The following is a 22,437-nucleotide window of genomic DNA, read 5'->3' on the forward strand; positions in this document are numbered from 1 at the left end:
CTGAATATCCCCCAACCCCCTGTGGGAGCGAGCTTGCTCGCGATAGCCGAATGATATTCAACATTGGTGCTAGCTGATCCACCGCTATCGCGAGCAAGCTCGCTCCCACAAGGACCTATGCTGGCCTGAAGGTTAGTGCCTTAGGCACATCCACATCCCACAACACAGCGGGATCATCCACGGCCACTTCGATCACCCGCCCTTGGGCAAACAGCGGTTTCGCGCCACGATCCCCCGATAGCTCCATCAACCCCGCTGCGAAGTCCCGCCCAAACCCGACCGGATGCCCATATTTACCGCCCTGTACCGGAACACTGATATTGTCATCGCCAATACCCGCCACCACTTGCTCGATACTGGACGGCAGGATGAACGGCATATCCCCCAGCACCATCAGCCAGCCATCGAGTTGCTTGCAGGCAGCGACCCCGGCGGCAATGCTGTCGCCCATACCTGTCGATTCGATCAGCACAATCTCGCAGCCATAGGCCTGAGCCATGCGAATCACTTGCGGGCGGTCAGCAGTGGTCACCAGCACGCGCTTGTGCAGCGCGACCGGCAAGTTGACCAATGTGTGTTCGATGACCGACCGCACCACGCCGTCACGCCCGGTGCAATCGGCCACCAACTTATCCTTTTCAGCACCCGCCACCTGACGAAACCGGCTGCCCTGCCCCGCCGCCAGTACGACGACGCCAATGGACTCGCTCATACCTTCTCCCGCCAGACTTTCTTCTGTTTCAGTTCGACGCCATTTTTGACCGCCACGATTTCCGCCATGAGCGACAAGGCAATTTCCGCGGGATTATGACTGCCTATGTGCAAGCCGATCGGACCATGCAAACGGTCAATCGCCGGTTGCGACAAACCCAGTTGAGCCAGGTTTTCCCGGCGCTTCTGGCTGTTGACCCGCGACCCCAGTGCTCCAACGTAAAAGGCTTTGGAATCCAGGGCCGTGAGCAGCGCCATGTCGTCCAGGCGCGGATCGTGGGTCAAGGCCACGATGGCCGTGCGCTCATCGGTCTGGATATTCAACACCGCCTCATCCGGCATGCCCGAGACGAATCGTCCGTGCTGCTCTTCCCAGCCATAGACGAACTCGCTGCGTGGATCGCAAATCAGCACCTCGAAATCCAGCAGGCGGGCCATTTCCGCGACATAGCGCGACAGCTGCCCCGCGCCGATCAGCAGCAAGCGCCAGCGCGGCCCATAGATCGCCCGCAAGGCCTGACCGTCGAACGTCAATACATCAGCTTTACTGGCCGGCTGCAAAAGCACTTCGCCGGTGGCCAGGTTCAGTTCACGGGCAACGATTTCATGGGCCTCGCATCGGGCCAGCAGTTGCTCGACCCAATCCCCATCGTCGATGCGCTCCTCGGTCAAGCGCAAGGTGCCGCCGCAGGGCAAACCGAAACGTGCGGCTTCCTCGCGGGTCACGCCGTACGTGATCAGTTGCACCGGCGGCCCGTCCAGTGCGAGACGGCCGTCGTGCAGCCGGGCGATCAAGTCATCCTCGACACACCCGCCGGAAACCGAGCCAATCACCACGCCGTCTTCACGCAAGGCCAGCATGGCGCCGGGTGCCCGGGGCGCAGTGCCCCAGGTTTCGACCACGCTGTACAACACCACCCGCTGACCGGCGCGCTGCCATTGCAGCACACTGCGCAGGACGTTCAGGTCGGCGCTGTCCATCAGGCACCGGCCTGCTGCCAGCCCGACAACTGATAACGAACCGGCAGGTTACGGATGCGCTTGCCGGTGGCTGCAAAGATCGCATTGCACAGGGCCGGCGCAATCGGTGGCACACCCGGCTCACCGACACCGCCCAATGGCACGTCGCCCGGCGGCGTCACCAGATGCACCGCCACCTCTTTCGGTGCCAGGGACATGCGCGCCACTTCGTACATGTGGAAGTTATCCTGCTGGACCTTGCCGTCCTTGAAGCTGATTTCCCCAAGCACCGCATTACCCAGGCCCATGACGCAGGCACCCTCGAATTGCGCGCGAATCCGCTCGGGATTGATCTGCGGTCCGCAATCGACGGCGATGTCGGCTTTGTGCACCACCAGCGTGCCGTCGTCTTTGACCTCCACCTCGATCACCGCTGCCACATAGGTCACGAAGCTGTAATGCACCGCCAGGCCCAGGCCGCGGCCCTTGGGCAGCTCACGTCCCCATCCGGCGGCTTTGGCGGCGGTCTCCAGTACCGTGCGCAGGCGCCCGGTGTCGATCGGATAACGCTCCGGGGATTCACCGTAGTTCCACTCTTCACTCAAGGTGCGCGGATCGATCCGACGGTCCGGGCCGAGCAATCTGATCTGGTACTTCAGCGGATCTGCCCCGGCCTTGTGCGCCAACTCATCGATAAAACTCTGGATCGCGAAGCCATGGGGAATGTTCGACACCGAGCGATACCAGCCAACACGGGTATGCACCGTGGCCTCGGGGTTTTCCAGGCGAATGTTGGGGATCGCATACGCCATGTTGGTGAAACCCATGCCCAGTTCGAACGCCGCCTCATGGTTCATGCCAGGCGCAAACAACGCCGTGATGCTCGGCGCCACCGTACGGTGCAACCAACCGGACGGCAGACCGTCCTTGTTCAGGCTGGCCTTGAGGTATTCGGCCGATACGGTGTGGAAGTAGGAACAGTGGATGTCGTCTTCGCGGGTCCATTGCACCCGCACCGCCTTGCCGGGGAATTCCTTGGCAAGGATCGCGGCTTCGATGATGAAGTCAGGCTTGGACTTGCGCCCGAATCCACCGCCCAGCAAGGTCACGTTGAACGTGACCTTTTCGAATGGCAGCCCCAGGCGTTCACCGATCCGCTCCCGGGTGACCTGCGGCGCCTGGCTTGGCCCCCAGGCCTCGCACGCACCGTCCTTGAACCGCGCAATGGCGACCATCGGTTCCATCGGCGACTGTGACAAATGCGGCAAGTAGTAAGAGGCTTCCAGCGTACTGTCGGCGCTGCTCATGGCCTCGTCGATGTTGCCGGTATTTCGCACCACCTTGCCAGGCTTGAGCGAGGCCGCTTCGAGCTCCTTGCGATAGGCGATCGAGTCGTAGCTGGCGTTGGGGCCGTCATCCCACTCGATTTTCAGCGCCTCGCGGCCCTTGATCGCCGCCCAGGTATTGCTCGCCACCACGGCGATGCCACCCAGGGGCTGGAACTCCGAAGGCAACGGACGACTTTCGATCTGCAGCACCTTGACCACGCCAGGGACTTTCATCGCCGCGCTGCCATCGAAACTTTTGACTTTGCCGCCATACACCGTGGGTCGGGCAATGGTCGCGTAGAGCATGCCGTCGAAATGCACGTCGGCACCGTACACGGCACGGCCGTTGACGATGTCCTCACCGTCGATGGCCTTGGTGCCTTCCTTGCCGATGTAACGGAATTCCGAAGGCTGCTTGAGCCTAAGGCTGTCACGGGCCGGTACGGCCAAAGCACTGGCAGCGGCGGCGAGCGCGCCATAATCCAGTTCGCGGCCCGAGGGTTTATGGATGACTTTATGCAGTTGCGCATGGCACTCGCCCACCGACACTTTCCACTGGTCAGCAGCGGCCTGCTCCAGCATGGCGCGCGCAGCAGCCCCGCAACGACGCATCGGTTCGTACCAGTGACGCATGCTGCGTGAACCGTCTGTGTCCTGGTTGCCGAAACGTGCTTCATCGCCCGGGGCCTGCTGTACCTTGACCCGCGCCCAATCGGCTTCCAGTTCATCAGCCACCACCATGGTCAGGCTGGTGCGCACGCCCTGCCCCATTTCCGAGCGGTTGCAGATCACGGTCACCGTGCCATCGGCGGCGATGCTCACATAGACCTTCGGATCGTCGACCCAGCCGTGGGGCATGCCATCGGCGCCGAACTTCTTGTCTTTCTCTTCGGCAAAAGCGTCTTGCCAGCCCCAACTCGCCGCCAAAACCAGCGCACTGGTGGCGCCCACGCCTTTGAGAAAGCCACGGCGACTGAGCTGGCTCAGATTGCTCAGGGTGAAATCGTTCGGTAAGCGGCTCATGCCTTGGCCTCCTTCAGGTGAGTGGAGGCCTGGCGGATGGCGGTCTTGATGCGGTTGTAGGTGCCGCAGCGGCAGATGTTGCCGACCATTGCTTCTTCAATCTGCTCGTCGCTGGGGTTCGGGTGGGTCTTGAGCAGCGCTGTCGCCGACATGATTTGACCACCCTGGCAGAAACCGCATTGGGCGACCGCCGTGTCGAGCCAGGCTTGCTGGACGACTTTGCCTATCGGGTCGGCGTGCAGGTTGTCGATGGTGCTGACATTCTGACCGACGACGGAACCGATGGGCGTGATGCAACTGCGTGCCGGAGCCCCTTCGATATGAATCGTGCAGGCTCCGCACAGGCCCATGCCGCAGCCGAACTTGGTGCCGTTGTAACCGGCCACGTCACGGATCGCCCAGAGCAGCGGCATGTCCTCGGTGACATCGAGTTGATGGTCTTGACCATTGAGTTTCAGGGTAATCATGGGCACGCCCGCATAGTTCTTGAGTTATGGGGTCGAGCAATCTGCCGCTGGATCTCGGTGGGTCGCACGCAGATCGACTCAGGCTAATAGGCTCTCTCGTGCGGACGCAAACGGTCTGCACCGGGCCTTTGGTGGAGCAAGAGTGTGCATCGTTAGCTGACTAAGTTAACCGAGCATTAACAAAAAAGCCCTGCACAATAAACATCGTGCAGGGCTTTTTGATCTGTCCTGAAAGCTTAGCTCAATACCGGTTCGGTTCCATTTCCAGATCGACATGAAAACGTTCTGAAATGTCTTTCTGGATGCGCTGCGCCAGGTTCAGCAATTGCAGGCCCGTTGCGCCGCCATAGTTGACCAGCACCAGCGCCTGCAGCTTGTGAACACCTGCGTCGGCATCGCGAAAACCTTTCCAGCCTGCCCGCTCGATCAACCAGCCAGCGGCCAGTTTCATCTGCCCGTCGGGTTGCGCATAGGCCACCAGGTCCGGGTATTCGCCCTTTAGCCGTGCAGCCAGCGCCGCCGACACCAAAGGATTCTTGAAGAAACTGCCGGCATTGCCGAGCACGGCCGGGTCCGGGAGTTTTTCGTTGCGGATGCTGCAAATGGCCTGGCTGACATCGCTGGCGGTCGGATGCTCGATACCTTGTTCGGTCAAGCGCTGACGCACCGGGCCGTACTCCAGGTGCAAATGCGCGGCGCGGTCGAGGGCGAAACGCACACGCAGGATCAACCAGCGCCCCGGTTCCTGCTTGAACAGGCTGTCGCGGTAAGCAAAGTTGCACTGCGCCAGGCTGAAATCGCGCAGTTCGCCGGTCTGGCGATCGAGGGCGGTCAGGCCGGCGAACACGTCCTTGATCTCGACCCCATAGGCGCCGATGTTCTGCATCGGTGCCGCACCCACGGTGCCGGGAATCAGGCTGAGGTTTTCCAGGCCGGACAACCCAAGCGCCAGGGTGTGTTGCACAAAGGGATGCCAGGGCTCGCCCGCCTCGGCCTCGATCACCACTTTGCCGTCGTCATCGCTCAGCACGCGAATCCCGCGAGTGGCCATGCGCAGCACCAGTGATTCAATATCCGCCGTCAGCAACAGATTGCTGCCACCGCCGATCACCAGTACCGGGACCTTGTGCTCCAGCCCATAAGCCAGGGCTTCGCGCACATCGGCGTCGCTATGGGCCTCGGCAAACAGCCGGGCCTGGACATCCACGCCAAAGCTGTTGAACGGCTTGAGCGACACCTGCGATTGAATCTGCAAACTCATAACCGTCCCTTCAATTCGATCACCAGCAAATCGCTGGCGCGCTCGATCAGGTCCAACACCTGCTCGAAGCCTTGCTCGCCATCGTAGTACGGGTCCGGCACTTCATCGATTGGCGACTGGTAACGGCGCAGGAACAGATCCAGCTCGGCCTTGCCCTTGGCGGGCTGCAAGGCCTTGAGGTTGCGCAGGTTGCTGTTGTCCATCGCGAGGATCAGGTCGTAGGTGGCAAAATCGGCGCGGCTGACTTGCCGGGCGCGCTGGGCCGACAAGTCGTAACCGCGCAGCTTCGCCGCGGCCTGGCTGCGCTTGTCCGGCGCCTTGCCGACATGCCAGTCACCGGTGCCGGCGGAAGCGACCTCAATCTGATCGGCCAGCCCCGCTTCGCGCAGTTTGTGCCGCAGCACGCCTTCGGCCGTGGGAGAACGGCAGATGTTGCCCAGGCACACGAACAAAACGCGCATCACGCCTCCAGCAGGCGACGAACGCGCTCGAGGTCTTCAGCGGTATCGACGCCGGCAGGCGGCGCGATCAATGCGTCGGCCACGTGGATCCGCACACCGTGCCACAGGGCACGCAGCTGTTCCAGGCACTCGGTGTTTTCCAGCCAGCATGGACCCCAGTTGACGAAATCCTGCAGGAAACCGGCACGGTAGGCATAGATGCCGATATGGCGGCGATACGGCACACCTTCCGGCAACTGCTCAGGGTTCACGGCAAACGCATCCCGCGCCCATGGCAAGGTGGAGCGACTGAACGTGAGCGCCAGGCCATTGAGGTCGCTGACGACCTTGACCACGTTGGGATTGAACAGGGTGTCCGCGTCTTCGATCGGCTCGGCCAGGGTGGCCATGCGCGCTTCAGCGTGGGCCGCCAGGTTGGCGGCGACCTGATCGATCACGCTCGGCGGGATCAGCGGCTCGTCACCCTGGACGTTGACGACGATGGCATCGGGCGCCAGGCCCAGCTTCATCGCAACTTCAGCCAGGCGATCGGTGCCGGAATTGTGATCCTCACGGGTCAGCACCACTTCTGCACCGAAGCCATTGCAGGCCTCGACGATGCGCGCGTCGTCAGTGGCAACCACCACCCGCCCGGCGCTGCTTTTGCTCGCCTGTTCCCAGACGTGCTGGATCATCGGCTTGCCGGCGATCAGCAGCAGCGGCTTGCCTGGCAGGCGGGTGGAGGCATAACGCGATGGAATGACGACGGTAAAGGCTGTGGTCATTTATCCAGACGCTCATCGGTGGTCAGGGTGCGCGCTTCCGACTCGAGCATCACCGGGATGCCGTCGCGAATCGGGTAGGCCAGGCCGGCGCCCTTGCTGATCAGCTCGGTCTTGTCGGCGCTGAGCTTGAGCGGGCCTTTGCAGACCGGGCAAGCGAGGATGTCGAGCAATTTGGTGTCCATGAGCATTCCCTGGAAAAAACGGAGTTAAGGCAACAAACGATCCGGCAGCAGGCGCATCAACTGTGTGTCGAACCAGGCCACGAAGGCCGGCGACGGCACGGCATCGACCGCCAGGTACCACCAATCGGCGGCGGCAAAGGCACGGCATTTCACCGCGTCTTTTTCCGTCATTACCAACGGCAATGACGGCGTGAAATTCAACGCCTGCACGCTGTATTCGGCGTGGTCGGCAAACGCATGTGGAACAGGCTGCCAGTGTAGCGTTTCGAGGGTCTTGAAGAAACGTTGCGGATTGCCGATACCGGCCACCGCGTGCAGGGCCTGGCCGGCGGGAAAAAGATCGAGGGAACGGCGTTCGCCGCTGTGCAGATTGACCAATGCGGTGGGCTGCAATTGAAAGGCAAAGCCATCGTCGCGGTCAGCCGCGGCACCGTTGTAAAGCACCGCGTCGACGCTTTGCAGGCGCTCGACCGGCTCACGCAATGGCCCGGCGGGCAGGCAACGGCGGTTGCCCAGACCACGGGCGGCGTCGATCAGCACCAGTTCGAGGTCACGGGCCATGCGATAGTGCTGCATGCCGTCGTCGGACAGGATCAGGTCCAGCGGCTCACTGGCCAGCAAGGCTTTGACGGCGCTGCTGCGATTGGGGTCGATCATCAGCGGCACGCCCGTGCGCTGGACAATCAGCAACGGCTCGTCACCGGCAACCTCGGCGCTCTGCCCGGCCTCGACCCGCCACGGCAACTGCGGCGGTTTGGCGCCATAGCCGCGGCTGACCACACCGACCCGCAGGCCGCTGCGCTGGCAGTGCTCGATCATCCATAGAATCAGCGGCGTCTTGCCGGTGCCTCCCACGGTGATGTTGCCGACCACGATCAGCGGCACCGGTGGCTGGTAGATCTCGCCCTCACCCGCCAGAAAGCGCTTGCGTTTGTTCATGACCACGCGCCGGTACAGCCACTCCAGTGGCTGTAACAGCTTCAGGGCCGGATGTCCTGCGTACCACGCGGCGAGCAATCGATCGGACATGGCCATCAGGGCGCGGGAGGCGCCGCCTCGATGGTGGTCATGCGCAAGTGACTGAAGCCGAGTTTGCCGGCGGCATCCATAGCTGTCACCACGGACTGATGCGCAGTCTTGCCGTCAGCACTGATGGACAGCGGCCGGTTGGTGTCGCCGTTGGCTTCCTTTTGCAGCGCGTCCATCAGCGAGGCGAGGTCGCTTTTCGGCAGGATCTGGTTGTTCACCGAGAACACGCCGTCGGCGCTGATGGCGATGTCCAGTGGCTTGCTCTGATCATCGGCCGGCGTGCCGCTGACCGCTTCCGGCAGATCGACGCGCAGCTGGGTCTCACGGGTAAAGGTGGTAGTCACGACGAAAAACAGCAACAGGATGAACACCACGTCGATCAGCGATGCGAGGTTGATGTCCACCGTTTCCCGTGGTTTGCGGCGGAATTTCACGCTTTGCTCCCGGTCAGGTCCACGTCGCGATCGCCCTGCACCACTTCGACCAGCTTGATCGCTTCCTGCTCCATGCCCACCACCAGCTCATCGATCCGGCGTTGCAGGAAACGGTGGAAAAACACTGCGGGGATACCCACCATCAGGCCCGCGGCCGTGGTGATCAGGGCCTTGGAAATACCACCGGCCAGTACCGAAGCGTTGGTGGTCATGCCTGAGCCTGTGAACGCACTGAAAATATCGATCATGCCCAGCACCGTACCCAGCAGGCCCAGCAACGGCGCCATGGCGGCGATGGTGCCGAGGGCGGCGACGTAGCGCTCGAGCTCATGGATGACCCGTTGTGCGGCCTCTTCGATACACTCCTTCATGATCTCGCGACCATGTTTTGAGTTGGCCAGGCCGGCCGCCAGGATCTCGCCCAACGGGGAGTTGGCGCGCAGTTCCTTGAGTTTTTCCTTGTTGAGCTGTTTGTCCTTGATCCAGACCCAGACCTGCCCGAGCAAGTGCTCCGGGGTCACGCGGCTGGCGCGCAGAGTCCAGAGACGTTCGGCGACGATGGCCATGGCCACGATGGAGCTCAGAATGATCGGCAGCATCATCCAGCCGCCGGATTTGACCAATTCCCACACAGTGACAGTCCCCTCGAAAAAGTGCGCCACTCTAACATAGGGGGTGGGCGCACCGAAGACCGTGATGTCGCATCCGGTCGGGCCTTGATAACGCCCGGTCATGGCTTCGAAGGCGGCGGATCGCGCCAGAAACGCCGTTCCTGGCGCATCGACCACGGTGGCTCGAAGCGCCCCAGTTGCAGACGAATGGCACCCTGTTCGACGCTGTCGTAGATCGCCATCCCGCGTTTTTGATAACGCGCGATCACCGTGGGATGCGGATGGCCAAATGAATTGCCCTGGCCGCGGGAGATCAGCGCCCCTTTAGGTTGCAGGACATCCAGCAGGGCATTTGACGACGAACTGCGACTGCCGTGGTGTGGTGCCTGCAGCCAATCGGTAGGCAGGGCCAACGGACTGTCCAGCAGGGCTCTTTCGGCGGCGGCATCGATGTCGCCACTCAACAGCAACCGTTCGCCATTGGCCTCGATCAACAAGACACAGGAGTTCTGGTTGCTGTCGCCGGCCAATGGCCAGTGCCAAAGCTGGAAGTTGACTTCATCCCAGGTCCATTGCCGGCCGCTCTCACAACGCCCGGCCTGCAGTTCCACAGGCAAGTCAGAGGGTTCACCACTGACCACCTCTATTACCGGCAAGCCCTTGGCAATCGCCGGGGCACCACCGGCATGATCGGCATGGGCGTGGCTGATCAGCATCAGGTCGAGGCCCTTCACCCCCAGTTTGTGCAACGCCGGCAGCACCACCCGCTCCCCCTGGTCAAGCTCACCGAATCGCGGTCCGGCGTCATACAACAAAGTGTAATGCCGGGTGCGCACCAGAATAGCCAGCCCCTGCCCCACATCCAACTGCCAGACTTCAGCGATGCCTTCCGGCAGCATTGACCGGGGTGGGAATACCAGCAACAGCAGCAGCGGCCAACCCAACGGACGCAGCGGAACGCCACGCGGCAACAGCAGTAGAAAAGCGCCCAGCGCGCCGAGGCTCCATACCCCCAAAGGAATCGCCTTCGGTACCCACGCGGGTAGCACCTCGGCCAACAACGCCAGGACCCTGAACAACTCACCGATCAAACCGCCCGCCAGCCACAACAGGCCCTCGCCCACGTAGGGCACCGGCAACAGCAATGTCCCGAGCAAGGCCGGTGGCAACACCAGCAGACTGATCCACGGCACCGCCAGCAAATTGGCTGCCGGACCGCTAAGGCTGATCGGCAGTCCCAATATCAACAGTAACGGGCACAGTCCGATCGCAATCAGCCACTGGGCGCGGGTCCAGGTTTGCCACCATCGCCAGGGGCCCAACCGACCGCCGAAGGTCAATATCAAGACGGCCACTGCCGCGAAAGACAGCCAGAAACCAGGCTGGAGACTCGCCAGCGGTTCCACCAGAAAAATGCCGCAGAGGGCCAGTAAAAGCGGCCACCATGCACCGAGATGACGGAACCGCAGACGCCACAACAACACCAGGCCAAGCATCAGGCAGGCTCGTCGCACCGGCACCCCGAATCCCGCCAGCATCCCGTAACCGAGTGCCGCGGCGAATGCCAGGCCACACGCCCAAGGCAGCCATGGCAGACGATTTGGCCATAACCCAAGGCGGGCCAGGCCGGCAATCAACAGATACACGACGCCCGCCAGCAAGCCGATGTGCTGCCCGGAAATCACCAACAGATGCACCGTGCCGGTGTCCTGCAATACCTGCCAGTCTTCGCGACTCAGCCCGGCACCGTCCCCGAGCACCAACGCGGTCAACGCGCCGCCTCGGCCCTGGGCATCCACCGCTTGCAAACGCTGGCGGATGCCATCGCGCCAGGCCCATTGGGCTGGCGCAAGGCGTTCGCCCTGCTTGACCGTCCCGGTCGCCCCGATGTGTTGTGCCAGCAACCAGGCCTGGTAGTCGAACGCCTGCGGATTGAGGAGCCCGACCGGGCGCTTCAATTTGACTGCCAGACGCCAGCGCTCACCACTGTTCACCGGCGGCCCGCCGTACCAGGCCAGGCGCATTTGCCGCGGCAGGCGGGTGCGCCGGGACTGGATGTCGGTCAATTCGAAACGCACGACACCGTCGTCATGCCGGGGCAAGCCAGTGACCCGTCCTTCGACCCAGCGGGTTTCTCCGTCCAGCGCCGGCGGCAACCGGTCATCCAGCGCCCACTGCGCATTCGCGCAGGCCCAACTCAAACCGAACAGGTAAAACGCCACCGGATACGTCCTGAATGGCAACAACATCAAACCCGCCACCGGCATCGCCAGCCACAACCAGACCGGCGGTAAAGCCGGCAAAAAACGCAAAGTCAGCAGACCCAGCGCCAACGCCATCATCCCTGTGCGCATAAGCCCGTCCTTGAGAGTCCCCTCCAAGGCTTAGCCCGCCGGTCGCGTGGGCGCCGTTATTAATTGTCACAAAGTCTGAATGGGCAGTTCATAGAATCCAGACATACTTGCCACCCTGACCGACCGAGAAGCCTTATGCCCCGGCGCTTATTCAAACGTTACATGCCAGACCCGATGAGCATCAGGGAACACAAATCCTTACGCTTTCTCGGCACGCTGCTGCATGACCCGAACCTGTGGCACCTCAACCGCCACTCCGTGGCCCGCGCCATGGCGGTGGGTTTGTTCGCGGCGTTCCTGCCAATCCCGTTGCAGATGCTGCTGGCGGCAACTCTCGCCATCATCGTGCGCGGCAACATGCCGATCGCCGTGAGCCTGGTCTGGCTGACCAACCCGATCACCATGCCTGCCGTATTCTTTTGCACCTACCAGACCGGCGCCTGGCTGATGGATGTCCCCGCCCGACAGTTGCCGGACGCACTGACCTGGGAATGGATCAGGGGCGAAATCTCGACCTTGTGGCAACCGTTTCTGTTGGGTTCGGTGGTGACGGGGCTGGCCCTCGGTGCGCTGTCCTACTTCCTGGTGATGGCGTATTGGCGCTGGTGGGTGGCCAGGCAATGGAAGCGGCGCAAGAAGAGCCGGATGTGAAAATGCAAAACGGCGCCCAGGGCGCCGTTTTTTACAACTGCCATATACCCCCTGTAGGAGCTGCCGCAGGCTGCGATCTTTTGGCTTTTAACGGGCCCAAATCAAGATCAAAAGATCGCAGCCTTCGGCAGCTCCTACAAGGAAGGTCAGGTACGCATCCCGCGCCCGCTGACCAGCAACCGTGCACAGCCGAGATACAGCACTACGGTCGCGACCAGCATGAAAGCGATGGCCACACTGATGCGGATATCCGACACCCCGAGGATGCCGTAACGGAATGCGTTGACCATGTGCAGCACCGGGTTGGCCAGGGAAACGGTCTGCCAGAACGGCGGCAGCAAGGTGATCGAGTAGAAGACCCCGCCCAGGTAGGTCAGTGGCGTCAGCACGAAAGTCGGAATGATCGAAATATCATCGAAGTTGCGTGCAAACACGGCGTTGATGAAGCCCAGCAGCGAGAAGATGGTCGCCGTTAGCACCACCACCAGAACGGTCACGCCCAGGTGATGCACCTGCAAATGGGTGAAGAACAACGACAGCAGGGTCACGATGATCCCCACCATCAAGCCGCGCAGCACGCCGCCCAGGGTGTAGCCGATCAGGATGGTGTGCGGCGACAGTGGCGAGACCATCAGTTCTTCGATGGAACGCTGGAACTTGCTGCCGAAGAAACTCGACACCACGTTGCCGTAGGAGTTGGTGATCACCGACATCATGATCAGCCCCGGCACGATGTACTCCATGTAGGTGAAGCCACCCATGTCGCCGATTTGCCGACCGATCAGGTTACCGAAGATCACGAAGTACAGGACCATGGTGATGGCTGGCGGCAGCAGGGTCTGCGGCCAGATCCGGGTGAAACGCCGGACTTCACGGTAAACGATGGTGTTGAGGGCAATGAGGTTGGGGCGCAACTCGGAACTCATACCGCCACCTTCGACAGATTTTTCTCCACCAGGGACACGAACAACTCCTCGAGGCGATTGGTTTTGTTACGCAGGCTCAGCACTTCGATGTTCTGCTGCGCCAGCTGGGTGAACAGCGCGGTGATGCCCATGGACTTTTCCACCTGGACTTCCAGGGTGTGGCTGTCGACCAGCCGGGACGGGTAGCCGAGCAACTGAGGCGCGGCGGGCAGGTCGCCCTTGAGGTCCAGCAGAAAGGTTTCGACATGCAGTTGGCTGAGCAACTGACGCATGCTGGTGTTCTCGACGATGGTGCCGTGGTCGATGATGCCGATGTTGCGGCACAACTGCTCAGCCTCTTCCAGATAATGGGTGGTGAGGATGATGGTGATGCCTTTCTCGTTCAGCTCAGTGAGGAAGCTCCACATCGAGCGACGCAGCTCGATGTCCACCCCGGCAGTCGGTTCGTCGAGGATCAGCAGGCGCGGTTCATGAACCAGCGCGCGAGCGATCATCAGGCGACGCTTCATGCCGCCGGACAGTGAACGCGACGGCACGTCCTTCTTGTCCCAGAGGCCTAACTGGGTCAGGTACTGTTCGGCGCGTTCCTTGGCGATTTTCGCCGGGATGCCGTAGTAGCCGGCCTGGGTCACGACGATGTCGAAAGTCTTTTCGAACTGGTTGAAGTTGAATTCCTGAGGCACCACGCCGATGCAGCGCTTGAGCTGTGCAGGATTTTTGTCCAGGTCGTGACCGAAGATATTCACCGTGCCGCTGGTCTTGTTCACCAGGGTCGAGAGAATGCCGATGGTCGTGGATTTGCCGGCGCCGTTGGGGCCGAGCAAGGCGAAAAAGTCACCTTCGGCGACGTCCAGATCGATACCACTCAGGGCCTGGAAACCGTTGCCGTAGGTTTTGGTTAGCTGCCGGATGGACAGAGCGGAACTCATATCTGATTTACGCACCAAGAAGGGAAGAAAGGGATAAGTATGGGCGGCGGCGAACAATACAACCGCAACAACTTGGCACAATGGTGCTTGTCGCCGCCTCACAAGTACAGTCAAGCGTGTCGATAGTGAGTATTAAGTCAACGCGGTCATGACCGCCTTTTGATACGCCGGACGCTGTTTCAACCGCGCGTACCAGGCCTGCAGATGCGGTAGTGGCGCACGCTCGATCGGCATCTCGAACCAGGCATAAATGAAACTGCCCAGGGGAATATCACCCATGCCGATCTCGTCTCCGGACAGGTAGGGCTTGTTCGCCAACGCCTGGTCGGCCATCGCCAGCAGTGTGTCGCATTCCTTGACCGCCGCCTTGATGGCGGGCCAGTCCTGCTGGTCTGCCGGGGTACGCAGCACACCCCAGAATACGGTACGGAACGGGCCGGCAAAGCTTGAGGTGGTCCAGTCCATCCATTTGTCGGCGCTGGCACGGGCTTGCAGATCCGCGGGGTACCAGGCCGTGTCGGCGGCGTGGCGGGCCATCAGGTAACGCACGATGGCATTGGACTCCCACAACACGAAACCATCGTCCTCGATCACCGGCACCCGACCGTTGGGGTTCATCGCGCGGTACTCGGGCGTATCGACGACACCAAAGGTGCCACCGGCATCGATAGCCTCATAGGTCAGGCCCAGTTCTTCGGCGGCCCACAATGGCTTTCTGACATTCGACGAGTTTTTCCGACCCCAGATCTTCAGCATGACCGCCTCTTTTTTGGTAAGTGGGCAGGCAGCATACGCCGGATCAGGGGCGACTCAAATCACTCTGCATGTCACCCAACAGCGGTGGCTGCTGTTCACCGAACAGGTGCGGATAGCATTTTTCCAGGTGTTCGAAAAAGAACCTTTCGGGGACGTCAGCGAACTGGCCGTGATCGACGAGGTACTCCATCAACTTCGCGCCATCGCGGTTGAAGGGATGAAAAACGCTGTCGTTGATCCCGTCGAATTCCAGCGGCGCCACATTGAACAGGTCGCAGAGTTTGCGGTTGAACGCCGGCGTCGCCTTGATCCAGCGACCCTGCAAATAAAACTCGGTGTAGCCGTGCATGGCGAACATGTCGCTCTTGAGCAATTCAAGCAGCCGAGGCGTCGACAAATGATTGCGCACATCTGCCAGGCCGATCCGCGCGGGAATCGCGCAATGCCGTGCGCAACCTGCCAGCAACGTGGCCTTGGGCACGCAGTAACTTTCCCCGGTCGCCAATGCATGACTGCCGCGCAGGGTCTGCGGATCGCGACTGAAGGTGTACGGGTTGTAGCGCACCGCTTCGCGCACGGCGTAATAGAGATTGATCGCCTGCTCAAGTGGATCGCGACTGGCACCACGGTGTTTTTCGGCGAACTCCACCACGGACGGATGGTCACTATCGATGAAGCGGCCGGGACTCAGGTACTCGTGCATGAGAATAATCTCCAGGGGAAGCCCCGAGTCTAGCGAGAGCTTCAGCACAGAGATAACGACGTTTCGGCCAAACATGGGCGCTTTGCCGCTCGTTCAATGAGAGTTTTTCCCACGTGTGCGGCCCATCTGGCGCACGAAAATCATCCTGGGTCACCACCTGCCTGTTTTGCGGATGCCGTCTAAGCTCTGAGGGCTGGTTCGCCCTGGTTTCACGGAGGAATAAATATGCTGCTGTTGTGGATACTGGTTCTGCTGGTCGGTATTGCTTATCTGGCCCACCGCCGCATCGCCCCGCTACCCGCCCTGGTCATCGTGGCCGCCTATGTCGTGGCCATGGGCGCTTTCAGCCGCGCGCCGGGCTGGTTGCTGCTGGTTTTCTGGGTATTGATCGCTGCCGTCGCCGCGCCCTTGCTGCTGCCCGACCTGCGTCGCAAATGGTTCAGCGCGCCGATGTTCAACTGGTTCCAGAAAACCCTGCCGCCGATGTCGCAAACCGAACGCGATGCCATCGACGCCGGTACGGTGTGGTGGGACGGAGAGCTGTTCAGTGGCCGTCCGGACTGGAGCAAACTGCTGTCCTATCCCAAAGCGCAATTGAACGAAGAAGAACAGGCATTCATCGACGGGCCGACCGAAACACTCTGCACCATGGTCAATGAATGGCAACTCGGTCAAACCATGGATCTGCCGCCCGAAGCCTGGGCGTTCATCAAGGACAACGGTTTTTTCGCCCTGATCATCCCCAAGGAGTTTGGCGGCAAAGGCTTCTCTGCCTATGCCCACTCGCAAGTGGCGATGAAACTGGCTAGCCACAGCGGCGACCTCGCCTCCACCGTAATGGTCCCCAACTCCCTCGGCCCGGCTGAATTGTTGCTGCACTACGGCACCGACGAACAACGCAATCATTACCTGCCACGCCTGGCTCGCGGCGACGATATCCCGTGCTTTGCCCTTACCGGTCCGCTGGCCGGCTCCGACGCGGGCGGCATGCCGGACTCCGGGGTGATCTGCAAAGGTGAATGGGAAGGCCAGGAGGTTCTCGGCCTGCGCCTGAACTGGGAGAAGCGTTACATCACCCTCGGCCCGGTGGCTACCCTCCTCGGCCTGGCCTTCAAGGCCTATGACCCGGATCACCTGCTGGGCGACAAGGAAGACCTGGGCATCAGCCTGGCGCTGATTCCGACCGACACCGAAGGTGTCGAGATCGGCCGCCGGCATCTGCCGTTGGGCGCCGCGTTCATGAATGGCCCGAACTCGGGCAAGGACGTGTTCGTCCCGCTGGAGTTCCTCATTGGCGGCCAGGAGATGCTCGGCAAGGGCTGGATGATGCTGATGAATTGCCTGTCGGTGGGGCGTTCGATTTCCCTGCCGGCAGTGGGCACCGGCATGGCCAAGTTCACCAGCCTGGTGACGGGCCAATACGCGCAGGTTCGCGAGCAGTTCAATGTACCGATTGCTTCGTTCGAAGGCATCCAGGAAGCCATGGCCCGCATTGGCGGCAATGCCTGGATGATGGACGCCGCCCGCATGCTGACCGCCAATGCGGTCGACCTGGGCGAGAAACCGTCGGTGCTGTCGGCGATTCTCAAGTACCACCTGACCGAGCGCGGCCGCGACTGCATCAGCGATGCCATGGATGTGCACGGCGGCAAGGCAATCATCATGGGGCCGAACAATTACCTGGGCCGCAAATGGAACGGCGCGCCGATTTTTATCACGGTGGAAGGCGCGAACATTCTCTCGCGCAACCTGATGATCTTTGGCCAGGGCGCGATCCGCTGCCATCCTTTCGTGCTCAAGGAAATGGCCCTCGCCAGCCGTGAAGACAAGGATCAGGCGCTCAGGGAATTCGATGGTCTGCTGCTCAAGCACATCGGTTTTGCCGTGGGCAACGCCGCCAGTACACTGGTGCTGAATCTCGGTTTTGGGCACCTGGAACACACCCAGGGTGACAAACTCAGCCAGGGTTACTTCCGCGCCCTCAATCGTCAGGCCGCTGCTTTCGCCCTGCTCGCCGACCTCAGCATGATGTTGCTGGGCGGTGCACTCAAACGCCGGGAACGCCTGTCCGCACGACTGGGTGACGTACTGAGCAACCTTTACCTGGCTTCTGCCGCACTCAAGCGCTATCACGATCTCGACACACCGCAGTACATGACGCCGCTGGTGAGCTGGGCCATGGAAGAAAGTCTGGGGCAGGCCGAGCGCGCCATGGATGAACTGCTGAGCAACTTCCCGAACAAAGTCGTGGGCTGCCTGTTGCGGGTGATCGTGTTCCCGTTCGGTCGCCGGCACAAAGGGCCATCGGACAAACTCGCTGCCGAAGTCGCTGCCTTGATTGGCCGCGCCAAGGGCGACCCCGCCCTGGAGGAATTGCTCCTGGGTTGCTATCGCCCACAGGCGAGCGACGATCCGGTCGGCGCCTTGCAACACGCCTGTAACCTGTTGAGTGCCGCTCAGCCGCTGCAGAAAAAACTGCATTTGGCACTCAAGACCGGCCAGGTCAAACCGCTGGCTGGCGAGTCGCTGATCGATGCCGCGCTCGAGGCTGGTGTGTTGCAGCCGGTGGAAGCGCAAACCCTGCGTGAAGCCGAAGCGGCCCGGCGCAAGGTGATCGATGTCGATGACTTTGACCAAGAGGAATTGGCACTGGCCGGGGGAAAAGTCCGCTGATCCCTTCAAGCATGTAAAAACGGGCGCGGGCGCTTTATACTCCCGCGCCCGTTTTGCTCTTGAGGACTTATCTCGTGTCCAACATCGTTGCCGATCATCTCGTTTTACTCGACCACCTGCGCAGCATCCTGGTCGCCGTAGGTGAGGCCGAGCAGGTTCCCGACGAAAGCCATGCCTTGTTCCTTGAGCGCTTCGACGAGCTGCTGGCGTTACTGCCTGTCGACCCGATCGAAAGCCAGTACCTGGGCCAGGACATTCTGTGCCAGGTCATCACTCGCTATCCGCAAATCGCACACCTGGTGCCGCGCGACCTGCTGTGGTATTTCGCCGGTGACTGCCTGCATTACATGCCCGATGATGAAATCGACCTGTACCAGGCCCTGGAAGAGCGTCGCTTCGAAGCCGAACAGAACGACGAACCTTTCGACTGGAACCAGGAAAAGCAGCTGCTGGCGTTGTCCAGCCAGGACAGCAAGCACTGATCTGCAAAAGATCGCAGCCTTCGGCAGCTCCTACAGAAAATATACGGTCCATGTAAGAGCACCGAAGGCTGCGATCTTTTTTTTTACCGTCAAAACAAGCCGTCACTCTCCGGCAGTTCATACTCCGATGGCGACCAGCCCGGACCATTCGACCGACCCGGCTTGCCCAGCGTCGGCTCCTTCGCCAGACAATCCACCAGGTAATCGATCAACACCCGTAGCTTGGGCGGCAGGTATCGGGTTGGCGAATGCAGCAACCAGGCGCCGCCGTGATAGGACGCCAGAAAGGTCCAGTCCGGCAGCACTTGCACCATCACCCCCTTCTCCAGGGCATGGCGTGCCGTGAAATACGGCAGGCTGCCAATGCCGATGTGCTGCAACACCGCGCCATAACGCACGCCGGTGTGATTGGCGGCATATCGCCCGCGCACACCGACGGTTACCGTCTTGCCGCCTTTCTTGAATTTCCAGCGTGCGTCGCTGGGTGTTTCGCCCAGGTAAATGCAACTGTGATTGAGCAAGTCATGGGGATGAGTCGGCGTCCCGTGCTCGGCCAGATACTGTGGAGTGGCGCAGAGCATATGATCGATGGTCAGCAACTGCCGCCCCACCAGCCCCGCAGGCGGCCGATCGGTGATGCGAATCGCCAGGTCGACGTGATCGTCGATCAAATCGACCTGGCGGTCCTCGAGCAACAGTTCCACATCCACCTTGGGATAACGCCGCAAGAACTCCGGCATGTGCGGATGAATCACGATTCGGCCCACCGCTTTCGGCACGCTGATACGCACCCGCCCCTCGGGTTCATCCGTGAACTGACCACTGATTTCCATCACTGATCGCGCGGCATTGACCATTTCCTGGCACCGCTTGAACACCTCCTCGCCACCGTCGCTCAGTCGCAACTTGCGCGTGGTTCGTTGCAGCAACCGGGTGGCAAGCGCCTTCTCCAGGCGCGAAATGCTCCGACTGACCGCCGAGGGCGAAGAGCCCAACTGACGAGCTGCCTCGGAGAAACTGCCCGTCTCGACAACCTTGACGAAAATCGCCATTTCACCGAGCAGCGGCAGTGGAAGATTTATGCTCACAACGCAACAGTCCTTTGATGTTTGCCCGGATTATCACGTATTTACAGGCTTTCTATAATAGAAACTGATTACCAATACGAGCCTGGAATATGACGCTGCGCCTTTTTTTCCATAGTGATGAGCTCAAGGCCAACGTGGAAGTCCTGGAATGCACCCCTCACAAAAACGAGTTTGCCGTGGTCTTGCGCGCGACCCTGTTCCACCCCCAGGGCGGTGGACAGCCTTGCGACACTGGCTGGATCGGCGAAAGCCAGGTGCTGCGCGTGGTTCAGGATCCCGAGCGGATCATTCATTTTGTCGACCAGCCGGTAAAAACCGGGATGACGCCAATCCGCGTCGACGAACAACGCCGGCGGTTCAACACGCGCATGCATTCGGCTGGCCATTTGATCGGCCACTTTGTACAAGCCATGGGCTGGATGCCGATCAAGGCGCATCACTGGCCCGGTGAAGGCCGTGTGCAATTCAAGCCGGGCAATTGCGCGCAGGACGTCGAGGCCCAGGTCGTTGAACACGGCATCGGGCAGTGGATCGACCACGACCTGCCGCGCCTGACCTCACTGCGCGAAGGCGCCCGGGAAATCGGCTTCGGTGAACTGCCCGCCTACGGTTGTGGCGGTACCCATGTACGCAGCTTGAAGGATTTGGGTGCGGTCACCATCGCCTCCCTTTCGCAGAAAAAAGGCACGCTGTCGGTCCACTATCACGTGGACTGAGCACTGAGTGTTCGTGGGGGTGTTCGTGGCGTCCGTGAAAGACGCCTGATTTTATCGATGCAAGCATTGCCCGTAACGCAAAAGGCCCGCCCAGTCAGACTGGCGGGCCTTTTTTTGCTTCAGTACACCTCGTCAACATCCGGCAACCGCACTGCGCTACGCCCCCTGCCCGCCCGCCTGTCTCCAGTCTTTGCACCAATAGTTTTCCTTTAACTCATGGCACTTTGGCTTGATTGAACTAACGTCAAACAACAAGAAGTCATAACGGCTCGAATTTCCACGTTAGCTTCAGTGATCAGATAGCGGATTGGCAAAAGGAGTTACCTCACCATGATCCTGACAGGCGTTTTCCGGCTCTGTACCTGCATTGCCGAATACTTTCAGGGGAAACCAGGACAGCGGACAGCGCCGTCCATGGTCGCGAGTATCGCTCTTGGCAGTCCGGGTCACCGGATCATTGAAAACCGTTTCAGCAAAGGTCGCTCGCTATCCAGCCAGATCAGCGAATCGCACCCGCTCGTGTGTAGCACGCAAGGAATAGCGCCAAGGCCATGGATAAGTGGCCTGGCGCATTGGGGGGGATAGCCCGATCCCCATGAAGTGATCCGAGACAGCGCAGTCTGTCCAAGATTGGCCTATTCAGTGAGGATGTACTTGATGAGCCTTCGTCCCGTGCCCGCTTTCAAGCGAATTATCCATGGCCTGTTCTGGATGGGCCTCAGCGTGGATGCGGCCCAGGCCGCGCCGGCCAACTGTCCGCAACTGGACAATTGGCCGACAACGTACGAGGTCGGTCAGGGGCTGCAGAATGAACTGCGCAGCCCCGTTCCGGTAACGCAGCTGGCGGTGGGTGACCCGAAAATTGCCGACGTGCAACCCAGCGGCAGCAACGCGTTCATACTCACGGGCATTGCGCCGGGGACCACCAGCCTGATGGTCTGGACTGCCTGTTCGAAAACGCCGCGTCAAAGCATGGTGTTCGTCAAGGGCAGGGCCACGTCGGCGCTGACCAGCGTGCCGTCGGTGCCTTCCGACGACCCGCTGCTGCCAAGCCAGGTGCAGACCGATATCCGCTTCGTTGAAGTCAGCCGAACCAAACTCAAGGAAGCCTCCGCCTCGATTTTCGGCGTCCGGGGCAACTGGCTGTTCGGCTCGCCGAGAACCTTGCCCACCATCGATGGCATAGTCACGCCGGGGATACCGGTGAGAAACGACCAGTTCAACCTCACGTTTGCTACCGGCAGTACTCTGGTGGCGCTCAACGCGCTGGAGGGAAGCGGTTTCGCCTATACCCTGGCGCGGCCAAGCCTGGTAGCGCTCAGCGGGCAGAGTGCGAGCTTCCTGGCCGGCGGTGAAATACCGATTCCGGTGCCCAGTTCAGGCAGCGACAATATTTTCATCGAGTACAAGGAGTTCGGTATCCGCCTGACCCTGACGCCGACCATCGTCGGGAAGAACCGTATCGCGCTGAAGGTGGCGCCGGAAGTCAGTGAGCTGGACTTCACCAACGCCGTGAGCATCGCCGGCACGATAGTCCCGGCCCTGACCGTGCGCCGTACCGATACCAGCATCTCCCTGGCCGACGGCGAAAGCTTCGTCATCAGCGGCCTGATCAGCTCCCACAACGATTCCCAGGTGAACAAGTTTCCGGGGCTGGGCGATATCCCGGTTCTGGGCGCGTTTTTCCGCGACAACACCATCAACCGTGAGGAGCGCGAGCTGCTGATGATCGTCACTCCGCATCTGGTCCAGCCACTGGCTGCCAATGCACAACTGCCGTCATTGCCTGGCGAGCAGCTGCGCAATTACGACCCGAACTTCTATCGCATGTTCTTTCTGGAAAATGGCGACTTCGACAGTCTCAGCGGGCTCTCGCAATGAACCGAAGCCTGAACCGGACTGACCTCGTACTCACTCCTAACGGTGAC

General features: G+C 61.0%; 22 protein-coding genes. 5 read left to right on the plus strand and 17 right to left on the minus strand.

Annotated elements, in window-relative coordinates; translation table 11 throughout:
* Positions 1-115: 115 nt before the first annotated feature.
* The 12 genes from ACXX83_RS17635 to ACXX83_RS17690 form a co-directional block, all read right to left on the minus strand.
* Positions 116-712, minus strand: coding sequence for a nucleotidyltransferase family protein (locus ACXX83_RS17635; RefSeq protein ID WP_458549191.1), 597 nt, complete (start codon positions 710-712; stop codon positions 116-118).
* Positions 709-1,692: an XdhC family protein gene (locus ACXX83_RS17640; RefSeq protein WP_458549192.1), complete on the minus strand. Its 984-nt coding sequence runs from the start codon at positions 1,690-1,692 to the stop codon at positions 709-711. The genes ACXX83_RS17635 and ACXX83_RS17640 overlap by 4 nt, the downstream gene beginning before the upstream one ends.
* A complete protein-coding gene (locus ACXX83_RS17645) occupies positions 1,692-4,022 on the minus strand; it encodes a xanthine dehydrogenase family protein molybdopterin-binding subunit (protein WP_458549193.1) in 2,331 nt (776 codons plus the stop codon). The genes ACXX83_RS17640 and ACXX83_RS17645 overlap by 1 nt, the downstream gene beginning before the upstream one ends.
* Positions 4,019-4,489: a (2Fe-2S)-binding protein gene (locus ACXX83_RS17650; RefSeq protein WP_015096391.1), complete on the minus strand. Its 471-nt coding sequence runs from the start codon at positions 4,487-4,489 to the stop codon at positions 4,019-4,021. The genes ACXX83_RS17645 and ACXX83_RS17650 overlap by 4 nt, the downstream gene beginning before the upstream one ends.
* Before the next feature lie 241 nt (positions 4,490-4,730).
* Positions 4,731-5,750, minus strand: coding sequence for a UDP-N-acetylmuramate dehydrogenase (gene murB / locus ACXX83_RS17655; protein WP_458374101.1), 1,020 nt, complete (start codon positions 5,748-5,750; stop codon positions 4,731-4,733).
* Positions 5,747-6,211, minus strand: a complete 465-nt coding sequence (locus ACXX83_RS17660) for a low molecular weight protein-tyrosine-phosphatase (protein WP_015096393.1) — start codon at positions 6,209-6,211, stop codon at positions 5,747-5,749. Before ACXX83_RS17660 ends, murB begins: the two co-directional genes overlap by 4 nt.
* Complete coding sequence (gene kdsB / locus ACXX83_RS17665; RefSeq protein ID WP_015096394.1) at positions 6,211-6,975, minus strand: 3-deoxy-manno-octulosonate cytidylyltransferase; 765 nt, start codon at positions 6,973-6,975, stop codon at positions 6,211-6,213. The genes ACXX83_RS17660 and kdsB overlap by 1 nt, the downstream gene beginning before the upstream one ends.
* Positions 6,972-7,157 (minus strand): Trm112 family protein, encoded by a 186-nt coding sequence (locus ACXX83_RS17670; RefSeq protein WP_003179363.1) that lies wholly within the window; start codon positions 7,155-7,157, stop codon positions 6,972-6,974. The genes kdsB and ACXX83_RS17670 overlap by 4 nt, the downstream gene beginning before the upstream one ends.
* 24 nt (positions 7,158-7,181) lie before the next feature.
* On the minus strand, positions 7,182-8,192 hold the full coding sequence (gene lpxK / locus ACXX83_RS17675; protein WP_458549194.1) for a tetraacyldisaccharide 4'-kinase: 1,011 nt from the start codon (positions 8,190-8,192) through the stop codon (positions 7,182-7,184).
* A complete protein-coding gene (gene pocB, locus ACXX83_RS17680) occupies positions 8,192-8,620 on the minus strand; it encodes a flagellar polar localization protein PocB (protein ID WP_007972252.1) in 429 nt (142 codons plus the stop codon). The genes lpxK and pocB overlap by 1 nt, the downstream gene beginning before the upstream one ends.
* Positions 8,617-9,252: a flagellar polar localization protein PocA gene (pocA, locus tag ACXX83_RS17685; RefSeq protein ID WP_033047600.1), complete on the minus strand. Its 636-nt coding sequence runs from the start codon at positions 9,250-9,252 to the stop codon at positions 8,617-8,619. The genes pocB and pocA overlap by 4 nt, the downstream gene beginning before the upstream one ends.
* A gap of 98 nt (positions 9,253-9,350) precedes the next feature.
* Positions 9,351-11,585 (minus strand): DNA internalization-related competence protein ComEC/Rec2, encoded by a 2,235-nt coding sequence (locus ACXX83_RS17690; protein ID WP_458549195.1) that lies wholly within the window; start codon positions 11,583-11,585, stop codon positions 9,351-9,353.
* 135 nt (positions 11,586-11,720) lie between these two features.
* Here ACXX83_RS17690 and ACXX83_RS17695 point away from each other — a divergent pair, with 135 nt between their 5' ends.
* Complete coding sequence (locus ACXX83_RS17695; RefSeq protein ID WP_015096398.1) at positions 11,721-12,236, plus strand: DUF2062 domain-containing protein; 516 nt, start codon at positions 11,721-11,723, stop codon at positions 12,234-12,236.
* Positions 12,237-12,382: 146 nt separating this feature from the next.
* On the opposite strand, the gene ACXX83_RS17700 is transcribed toward ACXX83_RS17695, so the two are convergent.
* The 4 genes from ACXX83_RS17700 to ACXX83_RS17715 form a co-directional block, all read right to left on the minus strand.
* Positions 12,383-13,162: an ABC transporter permease gene (locus tag ACXX83_RS17700; protein WP_217836089.1), complete on the minus strand. Its 780-nt coding sequence runs from the start codon at positions 13,160-13,162 to the stop codon at positions 12,383-12,385.
* Positions 13,159-14,091 carry an ABC transporter ATP-binding protein gene (locus tag ACXX83_RS17705; protein ID WP_015096400.1) on the minus strand — a complete coding sequence of 311 codons (933 nt, stop codon included), beginning with the start codon at positions 14,089-14,091 and terminating at the stop codon, positions 13,159-13,161. Before ACXX83_RS17705 ends, ACXX83_RS17700 begins: the two co-directional genes overlap by 4 nt.
* 132 nt (positions 14,092-14,223) lie before the next feature.
* Entirely contained in the window at positions 14,224-14,847 is a 624-nt protein-coding gene (locus ACXX83_RS17710) for a glutathione S-transferase family protein (protein ID WP_458549196.1), read from the minus strand.
* A gap of 43 nt (positions 14,848-14,890) precedes the next feature.
* Positions 14,891-15,550, minus strand: a complete 660-nt coding sequence (locus tag ACXX83_RS17715; protein WP_458549197.1) for a transglutaminase-like domain-containing protein — start codon at positions 15,548-15,550, stop codon at positions 14,891-14,893.
* 225 nt (positions 15,551-15,775) lie between these two features.
* On the opposite strand from ACXX83_RS17715, the gene ACXX83_RS17720 reads away from it, so the two are divergent.
* On the plus strand, positions 15,776-18,223 hold the full coding sequence (locus ACXX83_RS17720) for an acyl-CoA dehydrogenase (RefSeq protein WP_458549198.1): 2,448 nt from the start codon (positions 15,776-15,778) through the stop codon (positions 18,221-18,223).
* Positions 18,224-18,297: 74 nt separating this feature from the next.
* Positions 18,298-18,705 (plus strand): PA2817 family protein, encoded by a 408-nt coding sequence (locus tag ACXX83_RS17725; protein WP_217836094.1) that lies wholly within the window; start codon positions 18,298-18,300, stop codon positions 18,703-18,705.
* An 89-nt stretch (positions 18,706-18,794) separates the two neighbouring features.
* On the opposite strand, the gene ACXX83_RS17730 is transcribed toward ACXX83_RS17725, so the two are convergent.
* On the minus strand, positions 18,795-19,793 hold the full coding sequence (locus ACXX83_RS17730; RefSeq protein WP_458549199.1) for a LysR family transcriptional regulator: 999 nt from the start codon (positions 19,791-19,793) through the stop codon (positions 18,795-18,797).
* An 89-nt stretch (positions 19,794-19,882) separates the two neighbouring features.
* Here ACXX83_RS17730 and ACXX83_RS17735 point away from each other — a divergent pair, with 89 nt between their 5' ends.
* Positions 19,883-20,509 carry an alanyl-tRNA editing protein gene (locus ACXX83_RS17735; protein WP_458549200.1) on the plus strand — a complete coding sequence of 209 codons (627 nt, stop codon included), beginning with the start codon at positions 19,883-19,885 and terminating at the stop codon, positions 20,507-20,509.
* A gap of 657 nt (positions 20,510-21,166) precedes the next feature.
* The gene (locus ACXX83_RS17740) at positions 21,167-22,390 is read left to right on the plus strand and encodes a type II and III secretion system protein family protein (protein WP_217836096.1); all 1,224 of its coding nucleotides are present in this window, start codon (positions 21,167-21,169) and stop codon (positions 22,388-22,390) included.
* The last annotated feature ends 47 nt before the right edge of the window (positions 22,391-22,437 follow it).

This window comes from Pseudomonas sp. GNP012, from assembly GCF_054343835.1.